The 23,023-nt window shown below is 42.0% G+C and carries 22 protein-coding genes and 1 riboswitch; of the genes, 3 read left to right on the top strand and 19 right to left on the bottom strand.

The window, feature by feature from the left end:
- Window positions 1-49 precede the first annotated feature (49 nt).
- Window positions 50-334 carry a transition state genes transcriptional regulator AbrB gene (locus IOC57_RS19585; RefSeq protein ID WP_053536026.1) on the bottom strand — a complete coding sequence of 95 codons (285 nt, stop codon included), beginning with the start codon at window positions 332-334 and terminating at the stop codon, window positions 50-52.
- 503 nt (window positions 335-837) lie between these two features.
- Between IOC57_RS19585 and IOC57_RS19580 the strand changes: the two genes are divergently transcribed.
- The 3 genes from IOC57_RS19580 (at window position 838) to IOC57_RS19570 (ending at window position 2,866) form a co-directional block, all read left to right on the top strand.
- On the top strand, window positions 838-1,809 hold the full coding sequence (locus tag IOC57_RS19580) for a DMT family transporter (protein ID WP_207440263.1): 972 nt from the start codon (window positions 838-840) through the stop codon (window positions 1,807-1,809).
- 230 nt (window positions 1,810-2,039) lie between these two features.
- Window positions 2,040-2,140, top strand: a riboswitch (guanidine-I (ykkC/yxkD leader).
- A gap of 70 nt (window positions 2,141-2,210) precedes the next feature.
- Window positions 2,211-2,552, top strand: coding sequence for a DMT family transporter (locus IOC57_RS19575; RefSeq protein WP_207440262.1), 342 nt, complete (start codon window positions 2,211-2,213; stop codon window positions 2,550-2,552).
- Window positions 2,552-2,866, top strand: coding sequence for a DMT family transporter (locus IOC57_RS19570; protein WP_207440261.1), 315 nt, complete (start codon window positions 2,552-2,554; stop codon window positions 2,864-2,866). Before IOC57_RS19575 ends, IOC57_RS19570 begins: the two co-directional genes overlap by 1 nt.
- A 544-nt stretch (window positions 2,867-3,410) precedes the next feature.
- Here the strand turns inward: IOC57_RS19570 and IOC57_RS19565 are convergent.
- From IOC57_RS19565 to pruA, 18 genes are all read right to left on the bottom strand, one after another.
- Window positions 3,411-4,202: a DUF817 domain-containing protein gene (locus IOC57_RS19565; protein ID WP_207440260.1), complete on the bottom strand. Its 792-nt coding sequence runs from the start codon at window positions 4,200-4,202 to the stop codon at window positions 3,411-3,413.
- Window positions 4,203-4,244: 42 nt separating this feature from the next.
- Window positions 4,245-4,466: a helix-turn-helix domain-containing protein gene (locus IOC57_RS19560; RefSeq protein WP_063232556.1), complete on the bottom strand. Its 222-nt coding sequence runs from the start codon at window positions 4,464-4,466 to the stop codon at window positions 4,245-4,247.
- A 10-nt stretch (window positions 4,467-4,476) separates the two neighbouring features.
- The gene (locus tag IOC57_RS19555) at window positions 4,477-4,959 is read right to left on the bottom strand and encodes a DUF2975 domain-containing protein (RefSeq protein ID WP_207440259.1); all 483 of its coding nucleotides are present in this window, start codon (window positions 4,957-4,959) and stop codon (window positions 4,477-4,479) included.
- 312 nt (window positions 4,960-5,271) lie between these two features.
- Window positions 5,272-8,496 carry a DEAD/DEAH box helicase gene (locus IOC57_RS19550; protein ID WP_207440258.1) on the bottom strand — a complete coding sequence of 1,075 codons (3,225 nt, stop codon included), beginning with the start codon at window positions 8,494-8,496 and terminating at the stop codon, window positions 5,272-5,274.
- Between the two features lie 168 nt (window positions 8,497-8,664).
- The gene (locus IOC57_RS26765) at window positions 8,665-8,895 is read right to left on the bottom strand and encodes a YczF family membrane protein (RefSeq protein WP_483862053.1); all 231 of its coding nucleotides are present in this window, start codon (window positions 8,893-8,895) and stop codon (window positions 8,665-8,667) included.
- A 27-nt stretch (window positions 8,896-8,922) separates the two neighbouring features.
- Window positions 8,923-10,032 (bottom strand): GerAB/ArcD/ProY family transporter, encoded by a 1,110-nt coding sequence (locus IOC57_RS19545; protein WP_207440257.1) that lies wholly within the window; start codon window positions 10,030-10,032, stop codon window positions 8,923-8,925.
- A gap of 24 nt (window positions 10,033-10,056) precedes the next feature.
- Entirely contained in the window at window positions 10,057-11,280 is a 1,224-nt protein-coding gene (locus IOC57_RS19540) for a Ger(x)C family spore germination protein (RefSeq protein ID WP_207440256.1), read from the bottom strand.
- Window positions 11,270-12,907: a spore germination protein gene (locus IOC57_RS19535; RefSeq protein ID WP_207440255.1), complete on the bottom strand. Its 1,638-nt coding sequence runs from the start codon at window positions 12,905-12,907 to the stop codon at window positions 11,270-11,272. The genes IOC57_RS19540 and IOC57_RS19535 overlap by 11 nt, the downstream gene beginning before the upstream one ends.
- 177 nt (window positions 12,908-13,084) lie before the next feature.
- Window positions 13,085-13,696: a DedA family protein gene (locus tag IOC57_RS19530; protein ID WP_207440254.1), complete on the bottom strand. Its 612-nt coding sequence runs from the start codon at window positions 13,694-13,696 to the stop codon at window positions 13,085-13,087.
- Between the two features lie 83 nt (window positions 13,697-13,779).
- A complete protein-coding gene (locus tag IOC57_RS19525; protein ID WP_207440253.1) occupies window positions 13,780-14,430 on the bottom strand; it encodes a phosphatase PAP2 family protein in 651 nt (216 codons plus the stop codon).
- A gap of 288 nt (window positions 14,431-14,718) precedes the next feature.
- Window positions 14,719-15,957: a cytochrome P450 gene (locus IOC57_RS19520; protein WP_207440269.1), complete on the bottom strand. Its 1,239-nt coding sequence runs from the start codon at window positions 15,955-15,957 to the stop codon at window positions 14,719-14,721.
- 799 nt (window positions 15,958-16,756) lie between these two features.
- Window positions 16,757-16,936: a DUF4083 domain-containing protein gene (locus IOC57_RS19515; RefSeq protein WP_207440252.1), complete on the bottom strand. Its 180-nt coding sequence runs from the start codon at window positions 16,934-16,936 to the stop codon at window positions 16,757-16,759.
- Between the two features lie 146 nt (window positions 16,937-17,082).
- Window positions 17,083-17,748 carry a DUF975 family protein gene (locus tag IOC57_RS19510; RefSeq protein WP_207440251.1) on the bottom strand — a complete coding sequence of 222 codons (666 nt, stop codon included), beginning with the start codon at window positions 17,746-17,748 and terminating at the stop codon, window positions 17,083-17,085.
- A 516-nt stretch (window positions 17,749-18,264) separates the two neighbouring features.
- Complete coding sequence (locus IOC57_RS26590) at window positions 18,265-18,348, bottom strand: helix-turn-helix domain-containing protein (RefSeq protein WP_207440268.1); 84 nt, start codon at window positions 18,346-18,348, stop codon at window positions 18,265-18,267.
- A gap of 113 nt (window positions 18,349-18,461) precedes the next feature.
- A complete protein-coding gene (locus IOC57_RS19500; protein WP_207440250.1) occupies window positions 18,462-18,716 on the bottom strand; it encodes a biotin/lipoyl attachment domain-containing protein in 255 nt (84 codons plus the stop codon).
- A gap of 37 nt (window positions 18,717-18,753) precedes the next feature.
- Entirely contained in the window at window positions 18,754-20,019 is a 1,266-nt protein-coding gene (locus IOC57_RS19495; RefSeq protein ID WP_286185047.1) for a Glu/Leu/Phe/Val family dehydrogenase, read from the bottom strand.
- A 22-nt stretch (window positions 20,020-20,041) separates the two neighbouring features.
- Window positions 20,042-21,235, bottom strand: a complete 1,194-nt coding sequence (locus IOC57_RS19490; protein WP_207440249.1) for an ornithine--oxo-acid transaminase — start codon at window positions 21,233-21,235, stop codon at window positions 20,042-20,044.
- Window positions 21,236-21,253: 18 nt separating this feature from the next.
- Window positions 21,254-22,801: an L-glutamate gamma-semialdehyde dehydrogenase gene (pruA, locus tag IOC57_RS19485; RefSeq protein ID WP_207440248.1), complete on the bottom strand. Its 1,548-nt coding sequence runs from the start codon at window positions 22,799-22,801 to the stop codon at window positions 21,254-21,256.
- Window positions 22,802-23,023 lie beyond the last annotated feature (222 nt).

Genomic DNA, 23,023 nt, shown 5'->3' with positions numbered 1-23,023 from the left:
GTGTAGGGAACCTTCCCTACACTTGGATGCTATTTATCTAGTAGATTAATTATTTAGCCGTTTCCATGCTGGCTTGAATTTCTTTAATGAGAAGTTCGGCACCTTCAGGGCTAAGTATTAATTTACCGTCAGCAAGTTTCATATTGTCATCGGAAACTTCACCTGTAACCTGACATGTCATGTTTGGTTTATATTTTTGTAGGATGATGCGCTCTTGTTCTACATAAATCTCCAGAGCGTCTTTCTCATTAATTCCTAATGTTCGGCGTAGTTCAATTGGAATGACTACCCTTCCTAATTCGTCAACTTTACGTACAATACCTGTAGATTTCATTTAAATTACCCCACTAACTTTCTTGCGAATGTTGCATCTATATATTTCGTCACCATTCGACATTATTTGCACTTCTATAAAGATACCACTACCTACCATATTCGTCAATTCTCGTATCTTCGTATATTATCTGCCTCTATATGATTTTTATATAAAATATTAGTAATTCCTTCATGACTCCCGTCATAACAACGTTTCTCAACTTGTTTAACTGGTACATTTTGTTCATTTCATGATTGAAATGAAAACGCCATCATATAATTCCAACAGCCATTCTCCATCCTTCCATGTCGAATGATGGAGAATGAATTTCTCTGCCTAATAGATTCCTGTTGATTTTCTTTTGCTTTTGAAGGAGAATTTAAAATGGTCGCTTATTATATTCCGAAAATTCATTCTGCTTTTAACATAGTGGATATTTCTGAGAAATCTTTCGGAAAGCCGAAACGATTGCCATACTTCCAGAGTCTTACTGACTTATAAAACAGATTGAGGTGAGTCAATTGCGTCCGATTATATTAGGTATTTGTTCCGCTTTCTTTTTTGCTTTTACGTTTGTTTTAAATCAAGCCATGGAGTTGTCTGGCGGAAGTTGGATATGGAGTGCTTCGCTGCGTTATATCTTTATGGTGCCTTTTCTATTGTGTATCGTATTAAGCCGAAAAAATCTGCGTCCCCTTTTACGGGTGATGAGAGAAAAGCCAGGCCATTGGCTGCTTTGGAGTTTTGTCGGATTTGGGTTATTTTATGCCCCTTTATGCTTTGCATCCGCTTACTCACCCGGCTGGCTAATCGCCGGCACTTGGCAAATCACGATCATTTCGGGTGCATTGCTTGCGCCGCTGTTTTTTGAAAATATCCAAACGAAAGATGGGCTCGAAAGGCAAAGAGGAAAGGTTTCTGTGAAGGGCCTCCTCATGTCCATGATCATTTTGCTTGGAATCATCCTGATGCAAGTGGAGCACACCAAGCACATAACAATGGCCAATCTTTGGCTGGGAGTGATTCCAATCGTCATAGCCTCATTTGCATACCCATTGGGAAATCGAAAAATGATGGAAGTATCCGAAGGACGTTTGGATGCTTACCAGCGGGTTTTGGGAATGACTTTGGCGAGTCTGCCATTCTGGTTCCTGCTTTCATTGTACGGCTTCTTTACAGTAGGGGCGCCGACGAAGATACAGAGTTTCCAATCCCTTTTGGTCGCCCTATTTTCCGGAGTCATTGCCACGGTGCTTTTTTTCATGGCGACCGATTTGGTAAGCGGAAATATGCAGAAATTAGCTTCAGTTGAAGCTACACAATCGATGGAGGTCCTTTTTGCCTTAGCCGGCGAATTGCTATTCCTATCTTTACCGATCCCTTCTCCGTTATCGTGGTTCGGCATCTTTATCGTCATCATAGGAATGATCTTGCATAGCTATATATCAAATAAAAAAGAAGGTTCATCCCGGAAACGGACCGTGAGTGCCTAAATAGCAAGTCAAAAAAGCCCCGGATAAGATTTCGAGGCTTTTTCGACCTGAATACAGAAACTGACTATGTTCTTTTTTCCATTGACAGGTCATGATGAATTGATGATATTGCAAGGTAGCAAACTTTACGGGATATATGCGGATATTAGGCTAAAATGGGCATGGCCTTTGCAAAACTTTTACCTTGAGCAAGTTCAAAAAGTATGTATAATGAAAGGTAATTGCATATGTCAAAGGTTTTCTAGGGTTCCGCAGTGCGTCTTATTGCTGGTCTGGTCCGAGAGAAAACTCACAGCATGCTGTGTCACGGAAGGATAAAAGCCTGGGAGAAACTGTTTAACGGTTATCTCTTGGGCTTTTTTGTTTTTTTGGTAAGAATAAAATCGGAGGTGCGATCTTTCATGGGCACAAACTGGATTAAAGTATTCATTGCAGCTTTTTTTGAAGTATTTTGGGTGATTGGCTTAAAACATGCAGATGACTTTTGGACTTGGTCTGGAACGATCATTTCGATCATCATCAGTTTTTACTTGATGATAATGGCTGGCAGGAAGCTTCCTGTCGGAACGGTATATGCCGTGTTTGTCGGTATGGGTACGGCCGGGACCGTTTTTTCCGAAATCATTTTCTTTGGGGAATCCTTCAAGCTGAGCAAAACTCTATTGATCCTCCTCTTATTATCAGGAGTGATCGGCTTGAAGCTAGTGACTGATGATACGGCTGAGAAAGGGGATGAATCTTAATGGCTTGGGTTTCTTTAATCTTAGCGGGGCTATTTGAAATGTTTGGGGTTGCGATGATAAATAAATTGCACAAAGACCGTAATTGGCAATCCTTTCTGATGTTATTCATCGGATTTGGGGCAAGTTTCCTATTTCTTGCTTTTTCCATGCAAACCTTGCCGATGGGGACAGCTTATGCTATTTGGACAGGGATCGGCGCATCAGGCGGTGCGATAATCGGGATGCTCTTATACGGGGAATCCAAAGATTGGCGAAGGGTCGTTTTTATAGCCATGGTCCTTGGCGCAGCAGTGGGATTAAAACTTGTTTCATAGGGATGTCACTTTAGGAGAAACCAGGAAGAAAAAAAAGAATAGACATCACATTACAAACACCATCCTGATATTACGTTATCAAGACCTATTTTATATAAAAGCATAGAGAAGAGGCTGGGACATAAGTATTTAAGTCCACGATAAACCCGAACTATAAGCGGAATTTCCGGCTAATAGATCGGGTCTTTATTGGTTCTTTTCCATAGATTTTTTGCTTTTTGCATCCTATTTTTAAACATCTAGTGTAATGGAGCGGAAGACCATCGACTACTAAGGGAAATAGAGGAACGGCTGAGACCCCGCAGGCTTGCCGAGGAGGCCCCGCTTCCTCCCCGCGGAAAGCGAGTGTCTGTAGCGCAATGGAACGAACTTGTTCTTCCAGCTTGAATGGATGAATAAAAACAACATATACGAAAACAGCATGATGTTTAATAGGTAGAATAACGTAGAATGATTCGTCTTTGAGGATGGTTTATTTAGTAATGTCCCAGCCATCTTTTCCCCTAACTTGAATGAAGCAGAATTTTTCACGCATAAAGCCATTTTATAAAGAATGCCCAGCATCCATCTCAGTGGAGTCTTTCCCCTTAACCTGTTTCAGCATCGCTACTATAAGAAAGCTAACAATCACTAATAATAGCCATGAGCTTACCTTTCCTAAATGAACGAGACTCCATGCATCGGTTTGGTTTGGATATTCCCATGCTCCAAAGAACGTTGCGATATTCTCGGCTATCCATATAAAAAATCCGATGAGCACAAATGAAAGTGCGATTGGCATACGATAACGAGTTCCACCAACTTCGTATGTAACCCATGCTCGCCAAAATACGAAAATTACAAGTCCAGATAGCCACCAACGAACATCAATCCAAAAATGATGGGTGAAAAAGTTCAGATAAATTGCAGAGGCAAGAGATACAACGACCAAAAAAGGCGGCCACTTGACCAGTTCAACCTTTAACCTCCTCCACGCCTGGCACAAATAACTCGCTACACTTGCGTACATGAATCCGCTATACAGAGGCACTCCAAAAACTTTGGAATATCCTTCCCCTGGATATGTCCAGGAGCCCATATGTACCTTGAAAAGTTCAAGAGCAAGTCCAATAAGGTGGAACATTGTGATAACCTTTAGTTCATCCTTTGTTTCAAGCCCAGAGCGCACCATCCACCACTGCATCAGAAGGCAGATGATGAGCAGCCAGTCATACCGCGGAAGGAAGGGAAGCGGTATGAATTTTGTCATAGCCAAAGAGGCAAAAATAACGGCAGGAAACAAGCATGACAGGGCCTGCTCCCAACCAAAACGAACGAGTTGTTTCAGTGCTCTCATGATTGGTCCTCCATATTCCATCGGGTAAATCTTCCACTTTTTTCAATCTTGCGTGTCTTCATCATTTCGGTATTCCAAAATATCTCCGGGCTGACATTCTAAAGCCTTACAAATCGCCTCTAAAGTTGTCAATCGAATCGCTTTTGCCTTACCGTTTTTCAATATGGACAGGTTAGCCATCGTTATTCCAACTCTCTCTGAAAGTTCTGTAACACTCATTTTCCTTTTAGCCAGCATCACATCAATATTGATTATAATTGCCAAGTTATTCACCTCAGACTATTAAGTCATTTTCTGTTTTTATATCGATGGCTTCTTGTAAAAGCCTTTGAAGAACAGCAGCAAAGACTGCAATCACCATTGAAGCAAAGATAACGACCATTCCGATTAATATGATACCTGGAGCGTCGTCCATTTCCGCCATGAGATAAAAGAACGGCATGCCTGCCACATACAAGACACTGATTGTGATCGCACAATTTTTGATAGTCTTTAAAGCTCTTACAGATAATTCCGAGAAAGCTTTGTTTTTGTCAATATAGCTTAACAGTTTAAAGGCTTGATATAGAGCAAAGTAAAAAGGTATCGCCGATGCATACAAATCGATTAAAACAAGATATTTCAAATAAGTCATATCCGGATATAATTCTGCTGCAAAATTCGCTATCTCAGGCACCAAAAAGATGCACAAAGCAAGAACTGGGATCCCCATAAGAATAACAGCTATCTTTAAAAAGAGTGTTGTTCCTCGTTTCATAAAAAAGCACCTCACTTATTTATTGTCCATTTAATTTATCACATGTTTTATCGTTTCACAATAAAACATTGTTGTTTTTTATTATATTATTATTGTTATCTAAATATCCTTTAATAAAAAAAATAAAAAGCATTCCTTCATTACGAAGAAATGCTCTATACCTTTACATTATTCAATTTATAACTTGTTCCCGCCTGCCTCGTTACTTAAGCAGGCACTCAGTAATCTTGCCCGTTTGTTTCATAACAATGGGGTACCTTCAGCTTTACTTCCATTAATATTCTTAAAAACGTTTGCGTAACCGTATCCCCCTTATATCATCAGGATCTCCCTGATGTCCTCTTCGGTAAGTAGCGATGACGACTTGTCTCCAGGGTCAATGATTTCTTCAATAAGGTGTCTCTTTTTCTCTTGAAGTTCATTCATTTTTTCTTCGATTGTGCCACGGGCTATAAGTTTGATGACCTGAACCGCATTCTTCTGCCCCATTCGATGGGCACGGTCCGCAGCTTGTTCTTCAACTGCCGGATTCCACCAAAGGTCATATAGAATGACTGTATCGGCACCCGTCAGATTGAGACCCGTACCGCCCGCTTTCAAAGAGATGAGGAATATATCCCGTTCTCCTGCATTAAACCGATTGCAGATTTCCACACGTTCCTTTGATGGGGTTTGTCCATCCAGGTAGAAAAAGGGTTGTCCCTTCATAGCCAAATCCCTGCCGATAATTTGAAGCATTTTTGTAAATTGCGAGAAAATCAGCACCCGTCTTCCAGTATGCCTCGATTCCTCGACAATTTGCATCAGTTGCTCATATTTTGCTGAACTGCCTTTATATCCGTCCACAAACAAGGCGGGGTGACAGCATATTTGCCTAAGCCGGGTCAAGCCAGCGAGAATCCTGATCCGGTTTTTCCGGAGGGTGTCCTTGTCCAGGTGTTTCAGCGTATCATGCCGCAGCTTCGCCAGATAGGCGCCGTATAGTTTCTTCTGATCAGGAAGCAGTTCCATCGATTCCAGCGACTCGATTTTTTCCGGTAGTTCCGCTAGCACGTCCTCTTTCATTCTCCGTAGCAAAAATGGACGGATCCTGCGGGAAATCTGCTTCCTTGAGAGGTTGCTATATTCCTTTAACCCCATGAATAGTTCAGGGAAAACGACGTGGAAAAGGGACCAGAGCTCTTCTAGGGAATTCTCGATGGGCGTACCAGTCAACGCGAAGCGATGCGCCGCCTTTATCTTCTTGGCCGCTCGTGCCGTTTGTGTCACTGGGTTCTTAAAGGCCTGTGCCTCATCGAAAAACACCGTATGGAAGTCCTTTTTTTCAAACGAAATGATGTCTTTCCGAAGCAATGGATAAGAGGTGATCACTACATCCACATCCTTCACTTCCTTAAGCAGCTTCGCCCTTTCCGTCTTGTCGCCATCCACGACGACAGCTTGTATATCAGGAGCGAATTTAGTGAATTCACTCAGCCAATTGTAGGTCAATGATGATGGGCAGACAATAAGCGCCGGAACCCTTTTCTTACGGATGTCAGGAAGCTCGGATAAAATGAACGTGATGCTTTGCAGTGTTTTCCCCAGACCCATATCATCAGCAAGAATCCCGCCAAAACCGTATTGGGCAAGTACTTTCATCCATTTGTAGCCGTCTTTTTGATATTCGCGCAAGGTCGGGCTTAGACTATTTGGCACCACATACTCCAGTGCGCCCGGATTCCGGATATTATCCAAAAACTGACGGAATGATTCCTCCATTGTGAATGTCTGGCTGTCATTCACGGAATCAAGGAGCTGCAGCCCTTTTACGATTGGCATGTTCAGCGTGCTTTCCAGGTCTTCATCCTGTATGGGCAGTGCATTCAGAAAACGATTGATTTCCTCGTATTCCCTTGTTTCAAGGGAAAGCAGCGATCCATTCCTTAAACGATAGTACTTCCTTTTTTCTTCAAGCGCCGCTAAGACCTCACGTATTTGTTTATCTGGAATATCATCCATTTCAAATTTGAATTCAAGCCAATTAGTACGTTCCTTTTTAATCTTCACCCTAATCCGCGGTGCAGCCTTCCCATGGGAAATCCGATTTCTTACAGCGGTCGTGGCATAGATTTGCACAAGCTTCTGGAGTTTCGGAACGATGTGGTATAAAAACTCATACTCCAACTCTTCGTTATGCAAGAAATAGCCGCCGTCCGTCTTGGCAAACTGGCTATCCTCCATCACCTTTAGTATCTCCGCCTCTTTCTCAACATCCCTTATAATCATGGAGACTGGCTTGGATTCGTGTTTTTCCAAAGGATTGATCTCGATATTTTCATAAATGAATTCCAGCCCTGCAAGCAACCTGTTTTTCACTCGATCCAGATATAGCTTAGCAACCAGCGGTGCCTTCAAAAACAATTCGGTGATGGATCTTGCTATATGGACTTCACCGAGTCTTTTCAAACCTGGCACCACTTTGTCCAGGAATAACTCCAGCTGGTCATGATGGATCATAATTTGATTCATCCCCGAATCTTCCATCATTTGCTTTAACTCTGAAAGGCGCTGGAAATCCTCATCATTTTCGAGCTGAACCAATTTCCCTTCAAAAAGAACCAATTTGTATGCATTCATGACAATCATCTCGTGCAGCCTTGTAATATTCAGTTGATACCCTTTGCCCACGCTTTCGGTAAAGTCAAACTGTAAAGGAAGCGGTCCATTTGATAAACGAAAGCCATTGAATGCAAGGCCACCATAGGCAAGCTTCACCAATGGCGCTTTTTCAAGGACGGTGACAAGCCTTCGAAAAGAAGATGGAGGCAAAAGTAATAAGTGATTGTCCAAGGTATATTCAGATTTATCCGTCAGGGCGTCAACATAGACTTTTTCATCCGATATCACTGTAATGAGCTCCTGAAGCACGGAATCATTTTCATTCTGAAAACAATGCATTACCGGGTCATATATAGTTGAAGGGGACACTTGGACAGGCTTTCCTTCTTTTACTCTCGTCAGGAAATCCCGGACATTCGCAACATTAAAATCAGCGATTTTCATTTCCAGTCCTAACATATATTGTTCCGTTCCCATCCATATTGTTTTACATGTAAATTCCACTTCAAGCATCTTTCTTTTTTCAAAGTGGCGCTGATGAACGCTTTTGCGTACAGGCTGATTATTGAAAAGGGTCAGCAAGCCCTCCGACAACTTCTTATTGCCTGGAGCATCGGAACTGTATCCATGCAGGCCTTCCGGAATCATTCCATCTCGCTGATGGTCGTAAACCGACAGCAGGACGGCTGCAATATGCTGGCAATCCCTATGGAAGGAAGCAAGCGTAGGGCAACTGCATTTCGTCTGAAATCCGCCGACAGCATCCACTTCAATCGTGACATGGAAGTTTTCCTTTCCTTTAACCGTTGCTTCACAACCAGCAGGACGGTAACTTTCAAATGTCACTTTATTGGCACGATGAAATGCTTCCCCTCTTTTAAAGGAGACGGCACCGCACATGTCTTTTATGATTTTTTGATTTAATTTGATATCCAAATTGCCGTCCTCCTCCCGAGGTTTGTTGAGTGATTTTAAAATCCGCTGAAAAATAAGCTCATTTTATCATCATACTATGAAATGGGTTCACGGGGTTGTAAAAACGCAAAAAGACAAACTCCCATATTCGGAGTTCATCTCAATTTCAGCAAGGGGAATTTGTTAACATCACTGTTGTCCTTTGGTGTTGCCTTTCTTTTTCTTTCGATAAAAGAAGCTGAACACTAGAAATACAAGGAGAATGAAAAAAAGGATCAGTTCAGCGGGGTCCTTCACCAAAAAAGGATTAAAGGCATGCTTTATTGAATTATCCAAATCAAATCCCATTAATATATCCATACCTAAAGATATGAACACTAAAGGGGCTAGGATCAAAACTGTAATACCAAAGATTTTCATTTCTCATCAATTCCACCTTTTAGGAACTTATTTTGGTGCTTGTCTTCCTTTTTTTCGATTCTTAAAAAAGGCAATGATCAAGAGAAGCAACGGGATGATCACCTGAAATGGCAGATGGATGTAATTCGGTACGGCACCCAGCCCTTCATAGATATGTTCCGTATAGCTGCTTGCTATTATAATCGAGATCAATAAAATGACCATGCCAACAGGGTAAGCAAGTCTGGAGGGCTGTTTAACATTGAAAATATTCGCCGTACCCGTTACCGCTACATAAGTAAATACACTTATCTTGATGAATCCGCCAATCATCAACAAAAACAAGAAGTACACATCAAGACGTTCAAGAAAGCCAGCGACCTCTATTGACTGAATGAGGGTAAGGAGAGGGTATTGCGAACGTGTTGTAAGGTCCACACCAAGTACAGCAACATTCACAGCCATTATAATCGAGAGAAAAACACCGCCTGTTGCCAAGCTCCCTATTCCAATTTTTTTCAGTCGCTGAGGTTCATTCAAATAAGGGAAAATCATTAAAAACACTATGATCTCACCAAATGGAAAGAATAAGGTTTTAGTGAATGCCATTTTCATCATCTCTGTCCCGCTGACTTCAAAAATGGGTTTTAAGTTGTTTAAATGGATCATACCCGAAGCAATAATCAGAAGCATGAAGGTCATTAAAAGTAAATTCTCCAGGACAAAGAATAATTCCCCCGTCCTCGTCAATACTTCTATCCCTTTACGGACCGTATACACCACGACTAAAATGAATACAGCGTTCGCAAAAAACAACGGAACATGCGGATAGGCAAAAGTAAGCAGTGTATCTCCGAAATCCCTCAGCACCCTTGCAGCAAGATAGGTGAAATAAAGGATGTATAGAAAAGCTAAGATCCTGCCTAGAAAATTACCCAATATTTGGTTTACAAACTCTGTTAACAGCTGATCAGGGTAGTAATGAAAAAGGCCATAATAAATGAAAAATAAAAAAAATCCGCCTATCATCGCAATAAGGATGACTAGCCAAGCAGCCTGCTTGGCTTCACCTGCAAGCGGAACCAAAAGTGCACTGCCCATTTCAAACAGGAAAATAAGGACGAACAGCTGGTAACTGCTGATTTTTGCCTTTTCCATGAGGATGCCACTTCCTTTCCACCATTATTGATCTCTCTTTTTAAAATTTGAAAGAAATGGCTTATTACGTAATCCGGTACGGCGAATGAAAGTCTCAACCTGCACGTCTACTTCCAGCTTAGGAAAAGTAACATCGTCCCAGGTTTTTTCGATTTTCTTCCATTCTTTGGGGTGGGATTCATGCATGATTTCACCAAAGCCAAAAATATCGGTTTTATTTTTCTGTGCCCGAACGATCGCACCTTCCATCTCTTTCTTCAAGTCTTTCGCAAACTTCTTTTCAAGATCTTTCAGAACATGCATATCGGTTAGATTCAAAGGAACATTCGCCTCCCGGATATCTCCTTCTGCACGGACCTTTATCGATATTTTCGGTTTGCCATTTACCAATTTTGCTCTGACGTTGGTCTTTTGGCGAATAACCTGATAGGTGATTGCGCCTTTTTTCCCCTCCCAGTCCATGTCTAAATTGGTATTTTCAATCCTATCCAATACCCACATTGATCCTAATGCCTTATCACCATCCAGCCAGTCAATCAATTTCCCATCTTTAAAAACACCTATCCCTGCCGCAGTAGGGTTTGCCTCAATATCCGAGGACATGGTATTGTCCATTTTAGCCTCTTTACCTGTGTTTCCTTTCACGGTAAAACCACTTATTATCGGTTCTTTTCCTGTACTAAGCAAATTCTTGATCACTTCTTGGAGATTGATGCTAATATTTTTCCCCTGGATTTTTTCAGTGGTTTCAATCGTTTTAATGATTTTCTCAGCAGATACCTTATCGATTGCGGTTAACGTTTCAACTATGTCCTTAGCTTTTACACCCCGGGCAATCACGATCCTCGTAGTTGCCCTGAATTCCGGTGAGCGCTCGAATGCATCAAAAAAATCGTTGATGCCATCTTCTTTTGCAAGTTCCTCACCTATGACAATCAAGTTGGCATGGGCAAAATACATATCTCGCGAGATTTTAGTTGAAGCGATACTATCCAGTTCAAGTACATTATCCCCGGTGGCCCTATAAATGGATATGGGTGGATTTGTTCCGCCGCCCCCCTGAAGGGCACCCGCTACATTGCTCGGGTTAATGATTTGGAAAGTTCCCACTAACTTCCCTTCTTTATTTCTGTCTAGCCCAACCGCCGAGACGATGGCCATTTCGTTTAACTCTTTTTTGTCCCAACAGCCGGAGGTGAATATGGTGCAGATCAACATCAAGAACAGAACTAATCTTTTACGATTCATTGCCTTCACCTTTTTTCTCGTCAAAAGTTTTCATTCCACGCGATTCGGGAGGCAGGGGTCTTTGATTATCGCCTTCCCTTTTCAGATTATTTTCGTTGGTTACTAATCTTGGTCTTTCCTTAAAGGCCCACATAGGTCTTCTGAAGAATGTGTCTCCCAACCCTTCCGGATTCAGAGGGGCGAGCGGTGTCATATAAGGAACTCCAAGTGAACGCAGGCTGCATAAATGGACAACAAGGACGAAAAAGGCTAAAATCATCCCATAAAAACCTAAAGTGCCGGCACAAATGATGAATCCGAACCGCACAATACGGGCAGAAATCGCTATGGAATAAGAAGGGGTTGCAAAACTGGCAATCGCCGTGATCGAGACGATGATGACCATTGCAGGCGATACGATACCAGCCTGGACAGCCGCCTGCCCGATGACCAATGCTCCGACAATGGACATGGTCGAACCAACAGCCTTAGGCATCCGAAGACTTGCTTCCCGTAATACTTCAAAGGTCATTTCCATGAGAAGCGCCTCAACGACGGCAGGCAAAGGAACCGTTTCCCTTTGAGCCGCTACAATGACCAGCAACTTCGTCGGGATCATTTCCTGATGAAAAGTCGTGGCTGCCACATAGACAGCTGGCCCGACTATAGAAATAATGAAAACGATGATCCGTAAAAAGCGTGTGGCTGAAGCAATGTCGAAGCGATTATAATAGTCTTCGACAGATTGGAAAAACTGCACGAATAATGCCGGGGCTATCAAGACGAAAGGCGTTCCATTAACGAATATCGCCACTCTTCCTTCCAGAAGGTTCCCTGCGACCATATCCGGTCTTTCTGTATGGTTAAGGGTCGGGAATGGGGTCATGACCTGGTCTTCTATCAATTGTTCAATATACCCTGATTCAAGAATGCTATCGATGTTAATCCGATTTAAGCGCTTCTTGACCTCCTCGACGATCTCTTCCTTGACTATTCCATTTATATACATGATGGAAACGTCCGTTTTTGTCACCGTGCCTATTTTCATCGACTCTATCCATAAATCCGGGGTATTGATGATCCGGCGTAACATGGCAATGTTCGTTCCATTCGATTCCGTAAACCCTTCTCTTGATCCCCGAACAGCCAAATGCGTGCTCGGTTCCTGAATCGAGCGCCGTTCTCCCCCTTTTGTACTGGCAACCAGGGCGATGTTGATACCATCAACAAAAATGATGCTGTCCCCAGACAATAATGACAAAAATAATTTTTCCCAGTCCTTGACTGTTTCTACACCACCGAGGGAAACCACGTCTTCCGAGATGATATCCAATGCTTCTTGCGGAAGAATTTTTTCTGATAGATGAGGATTTTTCATGATGGATTCAATTAAAAAGTCCGTAACGCTTGGATTATCAATCAGACCCTGCACATACAGAATAATCGTTTTCAACTCCGGATTTTGACCGATTTTCAACGTTCGGATAATGATGTCCGGACTGTTTCCCGTCTTTTTCTTTACGATTTCCAAATTTGCTGCAATGGAATTTCCTATATAATCAGGCGTTTTGCTTTTGGATTGCCTGTCATCTTCCTTTTTCTTTTCACGTTGCTTCACTTGTCTCTTTTGTTTGAAAAAAGAAGCCATAGCACCGAACCTCATTCCTTTTTCGTTTCACTCATTTTGTCCAAAGCACTCCCCCTTTATTCTGAGTTCTGCCTTCTTCCCCCATTAGAAAAAGGCCGTCGCAATGACAGCCTTTGGTGTTCGTATTCGGTCATGTATTGAAAGTGCCAATTCGAACGGCCCATCAATAAACTGAGTTTATACTTTGCCTTTATTCCTTCTAAAAATCAAAACAACGAAAATAATCAATAGCAAGGCCAATATCGCATAAACGATGTTTGAATAAATGTCCATATACCCTACAATATCTTCCCACGAAGATCCAACAGCTGCCCCGATATTCACTAAGATGACGTTCCAAATTAACGTTCCGGATGTTGTGTAAAGCAGAAAGAGCCAAAAGCTCATATGGGACATACCTGCCGGAATCGAGATCAAGCTCCTGATCAGCGGAACCAGTCTACAGAAAAATACGGTCCATGCCCCGTACTTGTCAAACCATGAATTCGCCTTATGGACGTCCGATACCGTTAACCTAAGAAGATGGCCCCATCTTTCCACGAACTTTTCAATGACCTTAACATCAAGAAGTAAACCAATTCCATAAAGGACGACTGCCCCTGCCACTGACCCTATCGTCGATGCGATCACGACGCCCATAATCGTCATATTCGCTGTTGTCGTCATGAAACCGCCAAATGTAAGAATGACCTCAGACGGGATCGGCGGGAAAATATTTTCCAATGCTATTAATAGAAAGATTCCCATATACCCAAAATCATTCATGAATTCCGTAATCCAGTTTTCCATTTAATACGCTCCTAACTTTCTTGAATCAACAGCTGACTGGTTACCTGCCGGCTGCTTATCTTGCAATAACCTTGCTCCCTTTATTAACGACCTTTGTTCCTCCGCCGGTCTTGGTACCTTTGGAAAAACCAGATGGAAATCGCAATCCAACAGCCACCCGCCAAATATCCGGCAAGGATATCACTAGGATAATGGACACCTAAGTATATTCGGCTCATACCTATCGAGAGGATCATCATCATGCTGAACAAAATCAATGAAATCCTTGCCCACCTAGTCTTAATGTGACGCCATAGCAGAAATGTAAGAATACCATATAAAGAGAATGCATTCATGGCATGTCCACTAGGGAAACTGTACCCACCTATTTCGATGAGCCGATGTAAATCGGGCCGGGCGCGTTGAAAGAATAACTTAACCATCAAATTGAGAAGAGGCGAACCCACCATGACTGCAGTGAATAGGACTAGTTCCAAACGATGTTTCAAAACCCTATATAAGAAAAACAAAATGACCAAGGAAAGGATGATCAGGGAACCGGTAGATCCTATGTAGGTAAAGAACTTCATGATGACCGTCAGAAGTGGAGACTCCCATCCCTGCACCAAGGGAATGACAACTTCATCAAATTTCAGGTATTCATTTGCACTTATGGTAAATGCCATAAAACTGAATCCGATTAAAGAAAGTACACTTATTATAAAGGCAATGGTTAATTGCTGCTTCAATTTCATAATAACATCCTTTCACTTTTAAAACCGTTTCATATGGAAATTTCTATTTTATCCTATCTTCTTCATTGCACGGTGAGTGTAAATGCTTCATCGCTCCCCACCTAATTCCGGGAACATACCTGGGTACAAGATTTTCTACTTTATCATATTACTCTATTCGTCATTGTCACCTCAACTTCGGGTTACTATAGATTTCCCATTTAACGCATACCATTCAACATGTATGCCATGCTTCCCTACTAAAAAGAAAAAACCTTATGCAGGTTAGTGCACAAGGTTTTTCTTTTTTTAAACTGTACGGAATCCCTTAAGCGGTAGTGATGTCAATGTTTGCCCGGTCGCTGAATCGGTAAGATTCTCTTCTAACTGGAACGATGGCACCGCTTCAATATGCTTGAATTTCTTTAGGAATGTAATAAGCGCAATCTTTGCTTCCAGCCTGGCTAGCGGCGCTCCCAGGCAAAAATGCGGGCCGTTCCCGAAGGTTAGATGTTTCTTATTGTTAGGGCGGTGGATATTAAGGGTGAAGGCGTCTTCAAACATCTCTTCGTCCAAATTAGCTGCACTCATCCAAACAACCACGTTATCCCCTTCTTTCAATTCCACTCCCAATAGATCGTTATCTTCCTTTACGGTACGATCTAATTTAATAAGATTGAATCGGATACGAAGCATTTCTTCGACCGCCTGCGGAACCAAATCCAGGTTTTCATGTAACTCTTGATAAACTTCTTTGTCATCATATAGCAGGGAATAAAAGCTATTGGCCAGTAAATGACTTGTTGTCTCGACCCCCGCTCCTAAAATCAGCATGGTCGTCCGCACGACCTCATCATCGGTAAACATTTCCCCATCCACTTCTGACTTCAATAGATCTGAGATGATGTCATCTGCCGGGTTCAATCGTTTTTGCACAACAATCGGATACAAATATTGATAGTATTCTTTTGCTGCCACTTGCTTCAATTCATTTACTTCTTCTTGTTTTTCTTTATCAAAAGGAAGGAATAGGATATCCACCCATTTCTTAAACAATAAACGATCTTTCGAGGGAACGCCCATCAAATCTGACATGACAATGATCGGAAGCGGACTCGCCAATGATTGCACAATATCGATTTCCGTTTCCTCATCCATTTGTCCAATCAATTCATCTGCAATTTCCTGAATGCGAGGTTCCCAGTTTTGAAGACTTCTAGGTGTGAATGCTGCGGCCAGCAGTGAACGGCGTTTTCTATGCTCAGGTGGATCAGCCTCAGTGATTTGGATCTTTTCAGGCACAGAACCTTCATCACTATCCGTTCCAACCGATATGGTAGTCCTTTTCCGGACACTCGAAAAATGTTTATAATCACTGAGAACCCGTTTCACATCTTCATATTTAAAAACATTCCACGTATCCGTTCCTTCATGATAACTTACCGGGTCATTTTCTAACATCCGTTTACACCAAGCGTACGGACTAAATTCCTCCGTCCGTGTTTTAAACCTAGTAATTTCTTTTACTGCAATAATTTCTTTCATGATACCGACTCTCCCACTTCTAAAAAGTTACCTAACAAAAGGATCGAATGTTCAACATTCCCATCTCAGTCGATTTGTTATAGGGTCGAGCATTCCTGATAGATTTTTCACCAAATCCTTAATATCACATCTATTCCATTATAGGGTAACAAACTGCAACAAACCATGCATCTTCCATACCAGCAGCCTAACATGAAATTTGCCCCACAATCCCAACATCCCTATGTAAAACTGCTTATTTTTGACAATTCCCTTTATTTTTCTATTTTTTTATGTCTCTCAATTGATGCTTAAAATTCAATCCCCTTTTTCAAACTCGGAGACAATGCTTTTCACTATGTTATTTCAGTATAAATAATCTTTATAATTGTCGGCGTTTGTAAAATCACGTTGATTGGATCGGGAGCCTCCTTGGTGCTCTTTGCGCCAGTGGGGTCTCCCTTGGACACGCTTTTCCGGCAGGAGTCCCGTACCTTTCTTTCCCATCAACCGGAACGTTTTTTAAATGAAAAAATGCAGGCAACATAGGGTACCTGCCCTGCCAAATCCTTATTAAGTTTTCAACGAGGGAATGATAAACAGGATTTAATACAAGAATGGGTCATACTCTATGATTTTTCTGTTTTTTATATGGAATGAGACCCTTACTAGATTGAAGAAATTTGCGACACTCCTGCCGCATAACTGACTAGCCGAGACTCACTCTGAAATCAATCTGGAACGTTTTTCAAAAAAAAAACTGTAGGCAAACTCGCTTTTCTTCGAGTTTATCTACAGTCTGAATGGATGCACGATGCAGCCGTCAATTTTTGCCCCTTTTAATCTGTTCCTGTAAATCATCCATTTTCTTTTCCATGATATCCAGTCTGATTTTACGATGCTTCATGGAACGGAATAGAGATACGGTCCCCACGATGATCAGGATTAGAAAGACCAGGCAGAACAATTGGTATATCAGATCCGCAATATTAAAAGCACTCACTATGTAATCCCCCTAAATGGCATTCTCAGTATTCTATTATACACCAGGCAAAATGATCAATTTAACTTTTTTAAGGAGAATCGGGAATTAAGGGTATAAAAAAAACCGATAGGCATTCGCTATCGGTTGATCTTTTATACCTCCATTTATTGATCGTCAAAATCTTCTTGAGGCACGATTAATTCATTATAGAATGTTGCCATTGTTGTTCCACAATAAGGAATCAACCATAGTAATCCAATTCCCAGCGTGAACATACAAAGGATACCCCAACCGATGAAGCTTAGGTGCATAAGGAAATACTTCCATTTCAAGCCCTTCATTCTTTTTCTGCTCTCTGTAATGGCATCAAGAGCCGTGTATTCAGGATGATCCTTCAATAAAAAAAACAGCTGAGAATAGGCGATGCTTTTGATGATACCCGGAATGATTAATAATAATGACCATAAAAAAATGAAAATTGCTTGTAAGATGGATGCTCCAATAAGCTTGAAAGAGGTTTTTCCATCTTTATAGATAGCGAATACTTCTGGAATATCAGGGTATCCTTCCCTAACCAAATTCAGGTAGAACCAAGTGGTTGAAATGGTTAGCGGGATTAAGGCAATGGAAAAGACCAGGTTGAAGATATCAGACCATAATGGTGTCTCTTCCTGCATGAGCCATTGTGAAAACCCACCGCTTCCGATCACATCCACAATTAAAGGGAAAATGAGGTTGATCAAGAACAAGAGTAGCATAAGCGAAACCGTTACTCCCCATTTACCTCCCAACGACTGTAAGGCTTTCCTTTTTAATTCTGAGATTCTCATACGCTGACTTAACTCCCCTTTTTTAAATGGCGGAATTCTGAATGTTCCTTTTTTATTGTAAATATGCATCCATTCAGAAAAACCACTATTAATTTGATGTCTAAATCTCACACCGTATTCAAGCCGCTGGCTTAAATCCCCAGAAAACACACACGGATAGAGTCAAGCGGTTTACCCGTTTTCGAGCAACCATGTTCAACACCTTTCTTGCCCTGGGGATACTGGCTTGTTTGTTCCATAACAGTTTATGAAAGGGAATATGGCAATATGCCCTTCCAAATTAAAATACCTTCGCGAAACCATACAGTTAAGGTGTTCGGTTAGCAAAGGCGCCTTTATTTACCTTTAAATGTATTTTCATTAATCCAGTTCCTTTTTTCTTCTCGGCAAGATGATTCGTCTCTTGGATTCTATCCTAAAAATCTTTGGAACAGCTTGGTTGAACTGCTTATAGGCCTTACACTCTGATTGAAGTACGGGATTCCCAAGAACATTAGCCTATCAGCCAATTTTTAATTAGGCTATTCCCGTAGTTCCTACGCTGGGAAGCTGTTCTTTAGTCGGATAGATTCGAGATTTATAGGCTTTGTTCACGATCATCGGACTTTCAAACTTTTCCTGGCTTTGTCGTCACCCTCTAAATGATCATAACAAAAAAAAGAGCCTCCCAAAGCCGAATCGCATCCGCCTTGGGAACACCCTCTTTCCTAGAATCAATCAGAGCCAGTTATAACAAAATCGTCTTGGAGCAAAGCTAAAGGAAGCTTTCTATTTATAGGATCCCCTGCCGAAACATTAATTTCAGTAATGTGACCACTGGCACCTATTGAAACATCAATCAATTTCCCATCTTCCGTCTTCACTAAAAAGAGCCTCTCCCATTCATAAACATAGGAATTCTTTTGAACGTAAACTTGTTCGACGGTCCCACCCTGAGCACACTCGATGGTATGGATCGGTTTTAACACGGAATCACTCCTCCACTCCCCATTATGAGACTATAGCTTATACCCAGCCGCGGAATATCGAGGCTTCTGCCATTTTTCTTACACCCACCATATACGCTGCCAGCCTCATATCCACTTTTCTTGTCTCGGACATTTCATATACTTGATTAAATGAATGGACCAATAACTCTTTTAATTTGGTTTGGACTTCTGCATCTTCCCAATAATACCCTTGATTATTTTGAACCCATTCAAAGTAAGAAACTGTCACACCGCCTGAACTTGCCAATACATCTGGTACGAGAAGCACATTGCGTTCCGTCAAGATCTTGGTTGCCTCCAATGTGGTAGGTCCATTAGCTGCCTCCACGACAATTTGGGCTTTGATAAGATGTGCATTTTCTTTGGTGATTTGATTGGAAATCGCAGCAGGCACTAAAATATCACAATCTTGTTCCAGAAGTTCCTGATTGGTGATTTTATTATCGAATAGTGTCGTTACCGTTCCAAAGCTATCCCTTTTATCCAGTAAGTAATCGATATCCAGACCATCCGGGTTATATATGGCACCATATGCGTCCGATATTCCAATCACATTCGCACCTGCATCATGCATGAATTTGGCTAAAAAGCTTCCAGCATTCCCAAATCCTTGGACGATGATGCGTGCACCATTCAATTCTATGCCCTTACGCTTTGCCGCTTCCTCGATACAGATGGTGACACCTTGTGCAGTCGCCTTTTCCCTACCGTGCGAACCGCCCAGTACCAGTGGCTTACCTGTAATGAAACCAGGAGAATCGTGTTCTCTTATTCTACTGTACTCATCCATCATCCATGCCATGATTTGTGAATTCGTATAAACATCCGGGGCTGGAATATCTTTAGTGGGCCCCACTATTTGGCTGATTGCCCGAACGTATCCACGGCTAAGCCTTTCCAATTCACCAATGGACATTTGGCGTGGATCACAGATGATGCCGCCTTTTCCACCGCCATATGGCAGATTCACGATTCCGCATTTCAAACTCATCCACATTGAAAGCGCTTTGACTTCTTCCTCATCGACTTCGGGATGAAAACGGATTCCACCTTTCGTCGGACCGACAGCATCGTTGTGCTGGGCACGGTATCCAGTGAAAATCTTCGTCGTATTGTCATCCATCTTAATTGGAATCCGGACGGTCAGCATCCGCAGAGGTTCCTTCAAAAGCTCGAACACTTCTTCAGAATAGCCCAGCTTATCCAGCGCCTCCTTGATTACGACCTGTGTTGAATCAAGTAAACTAGCAGTTTCTTTTTCTTCTTTGATCGTTGTACTCAATGGAATTCACCTCATAGGTATATTAGGATAAAACTCTTTTGATGCGTTCGATTGCCCAATCCAAGTCTTCTTTTGTAATCACTAATGGCGGAGCAAAACGGATGACTGTATCATGTGTCTCTTTACATAACAGTTTTTCTTCTTTAAGCTGCTCACAATAAGGTCTTGCTGCTTCTGTTAATTCGACTCCGATGAATAAGCCTCTGCCGCGGATATCTTTAATCATTGGATTCTTGATTTCTTTTAAACTATCCATAAAGTATTGTCCAAGCTCCAATGAACGTTCCGCAAGCTTCTCTTCTTCAAGGACTTCCAATGAAGCGATGGAGACCGCACATGCCAATGGATTGCCGCCGAATGTAGAACCATGTGAACCAGGGTTGAATACGCCAAGGATTTCACGGTTTGCAGCTACGCAAGAGATTGGGAAAACCCCGCCGCCCAGCGCCTTACCTAAAATGTACATATCCGGAACTACTCCATCCCAGTCAGAGGCGAACATTTTTCCTGAACGTCCAAGTCCTGACTGAATTTCATCAGATACGAATAGGACATTATTTTCTTTACATAAGTCGTAAGCTTCTTTTAGGAATCCTTGTGGCGGTATGATGATTCCTGCTTCACCTTGAATCGGTTCGATTAAAAACCCTGCAGTTTGCGGTGTAATCGCTTCTTTCAATGCATGGAGATCGCCATAAGGGATTAGCTTGATCCCTGGCAGCATCGGTCCAAATCCCCTTCTATATTCCTCATCGGATGACAAGGACACTGCCGCCATCGTACGGCCATGGAAGTTTCCGATACACGCAATGATTTCAGCTTGGTTTTCCGCGATTCCCTTAACATCATAACCCCAGCGTCTAACAGCTTTGATTGCTGTTTCAACGGCTTCAGCACCCGTATTCATAGGCAGCGCCATGTCTTTTTGCGTAATGCGTGAAACCATTTCATACCATGGGCCTAATTTATCACTATGGAATGCACGGGACGTTAATGTTACGCGATCAGCTTGTTTTTTTAATTCGTCGATGATTTTCGGATGCCTGTGGCCTTGGTTCACTGCTGAATAGGCACTAAGCATATCCATATATTTGTTGCCTTCAGGGTCTTCCACCCAAACTCCTTCTGCCTTCGAAATCACAATTGGAAGTGGATTATAATTGTTTGCACCGTATTGTTCTGTTTGCTCGATTAATTTTTCCGTTAATGTTGTCATGTTGATTCCCCCTAAAATTTATAGCGTTTCAGATGTTGTTTTCCCTTGAAGATGAAGAACTAAATAATCAGGACCGCCCGCTTTTGAATCTGTACCTGACATATTGAATCCGCCAAATGGTTGGTATCCTACAATGGCACCAGTACAGCCGCGATTGAAGTACAAGTTACCTACGTGGAAATCCTCACGCGCTTGTTCGATATGTTCAATATTGTTCGAGATGACCGCACCCGTTAATCCATAATCCGTATTATTGGCAATCTCGATTGCATGATTGAAATCTTTTGCCTTACAGAACGCAACAACTGGTCCGAATATCTCTTCTTTCATGACTCGTGCGTTCTCATCCACATCGGCAATGATCGTTGGCTGGATGAAGAAACCTTTTGAATTGTCTCCTTCTCCCCCTGCAACAAGTTTTCCTTCTTTTTTACCGATTTCAACGTAGCTCATGACTTTATCGTAAGCTGCTTGATCGATAACGGGACCCATAAAGTTGTTTGCATCCGTTGGTTCGCCGACTGTTTTTTCTTTCGTTAATTCAATGACACGATTCAAGACTTGGTCATATACATCCTCCACGACGACGGTACGTGAACAAGCAGAACATTTTTGACCGGAGAATCCGAATGCAGAAGCGACGATTGATTGTGCCGCCAATTCCAGATCAGCCTCTTTATCAACAACGATCGTATCTTTACCGCCCATTTCAGCGATGACACGCTTTAACCAGATTTGGCCTTCATGAACTTTTGACGCACGCTCATAAATACGGATTCCAACATCACGAGATCCGGTAAAGCTGATGAAACGTGTACGAGGATGATCTACCAAATAATCGCCAACTTCAGCACCGCTTCCTGGGATGAAATTCACAACTCCTGCAGGCAATCCAGCTTCTTCCAACACTTCAATGAATTTAGCTGCAATGACCGGTGTTGTACTGGCTGGTTTCAATAAGACCGTATTGCCTGAAACAAGAGCCGCCGTCGTCATGCCTGCCATGATCGCAAACGGGAAGTTCCAAGGTGAGATGATGACACCGACACCAAGCGGAATATAATTGAAAGCATTGTGTTCAATCGGACGGCTCTCCACTGGCATGCCGTCTTTAAGCTTAAGCATTTGACGTGCATAGTATTCCATGAAGTCGATCGCTTCCGCTGTATCTGCATCCGCTTCATTCCAAGGTTTTCCTGCTTCTTTAACTAATAGAGCCGAAAAATAGTGTTTTCTTCTCCGAACGATGGCTGCAGCCCTGAATAAAATATTAGCACGCACTTCCGCTTTCGCTTTTCTCCAAGTCTGGAATGTCTTATCTGCCGCTTGCATCGCTTGCTCAGCAAGATCCTTATTCGCTTTTGATACGGTTCCAATAACTTCTTCTTTATTTGCTGGGTTTACAGAGGTAATGACTTCATCAGTAAACACTTTTTCACCATTAATGATCAGCGGATATTTCTTCCCTAAATCATTAGCTACATCATTCAATGCCGCTTGAAAAGCTTTATTGTTTTCTTCGATTTTAAAATTAGTAAATGGTTCGTGTTTATATGGTTGGACCATTATGGCTCATCTCCCTAAAGTTTATGTTTTTTTACGTCTCCCTAATATAACAAGCAAGTTCCGTGCCAACTTTTTCATTTTTTTAAAAAAATAAAGTTATTTCTTGAAATATGCAATGAAATTCAGCACTAATGGGGCAAAATCGACATAGTATGCCATTATTTTTTGCTCTACTCCATTTTTTTGTCGCTTAAACCTGACACTTTTTATTAATGCAAGATT

It is taken from the genome of Bacillus sp. SD075 (assembly GCF_017355165.1).
Taxonomy (GTDB): Bacteria; Bacillota; Bacilli; order Bacillales; family DSM-1321; genus Peribacillus.
Note: the sequence above shows the minus strand (reverse complement) of the source record. Positions and strands in the feature narration are given on the sequence as shown.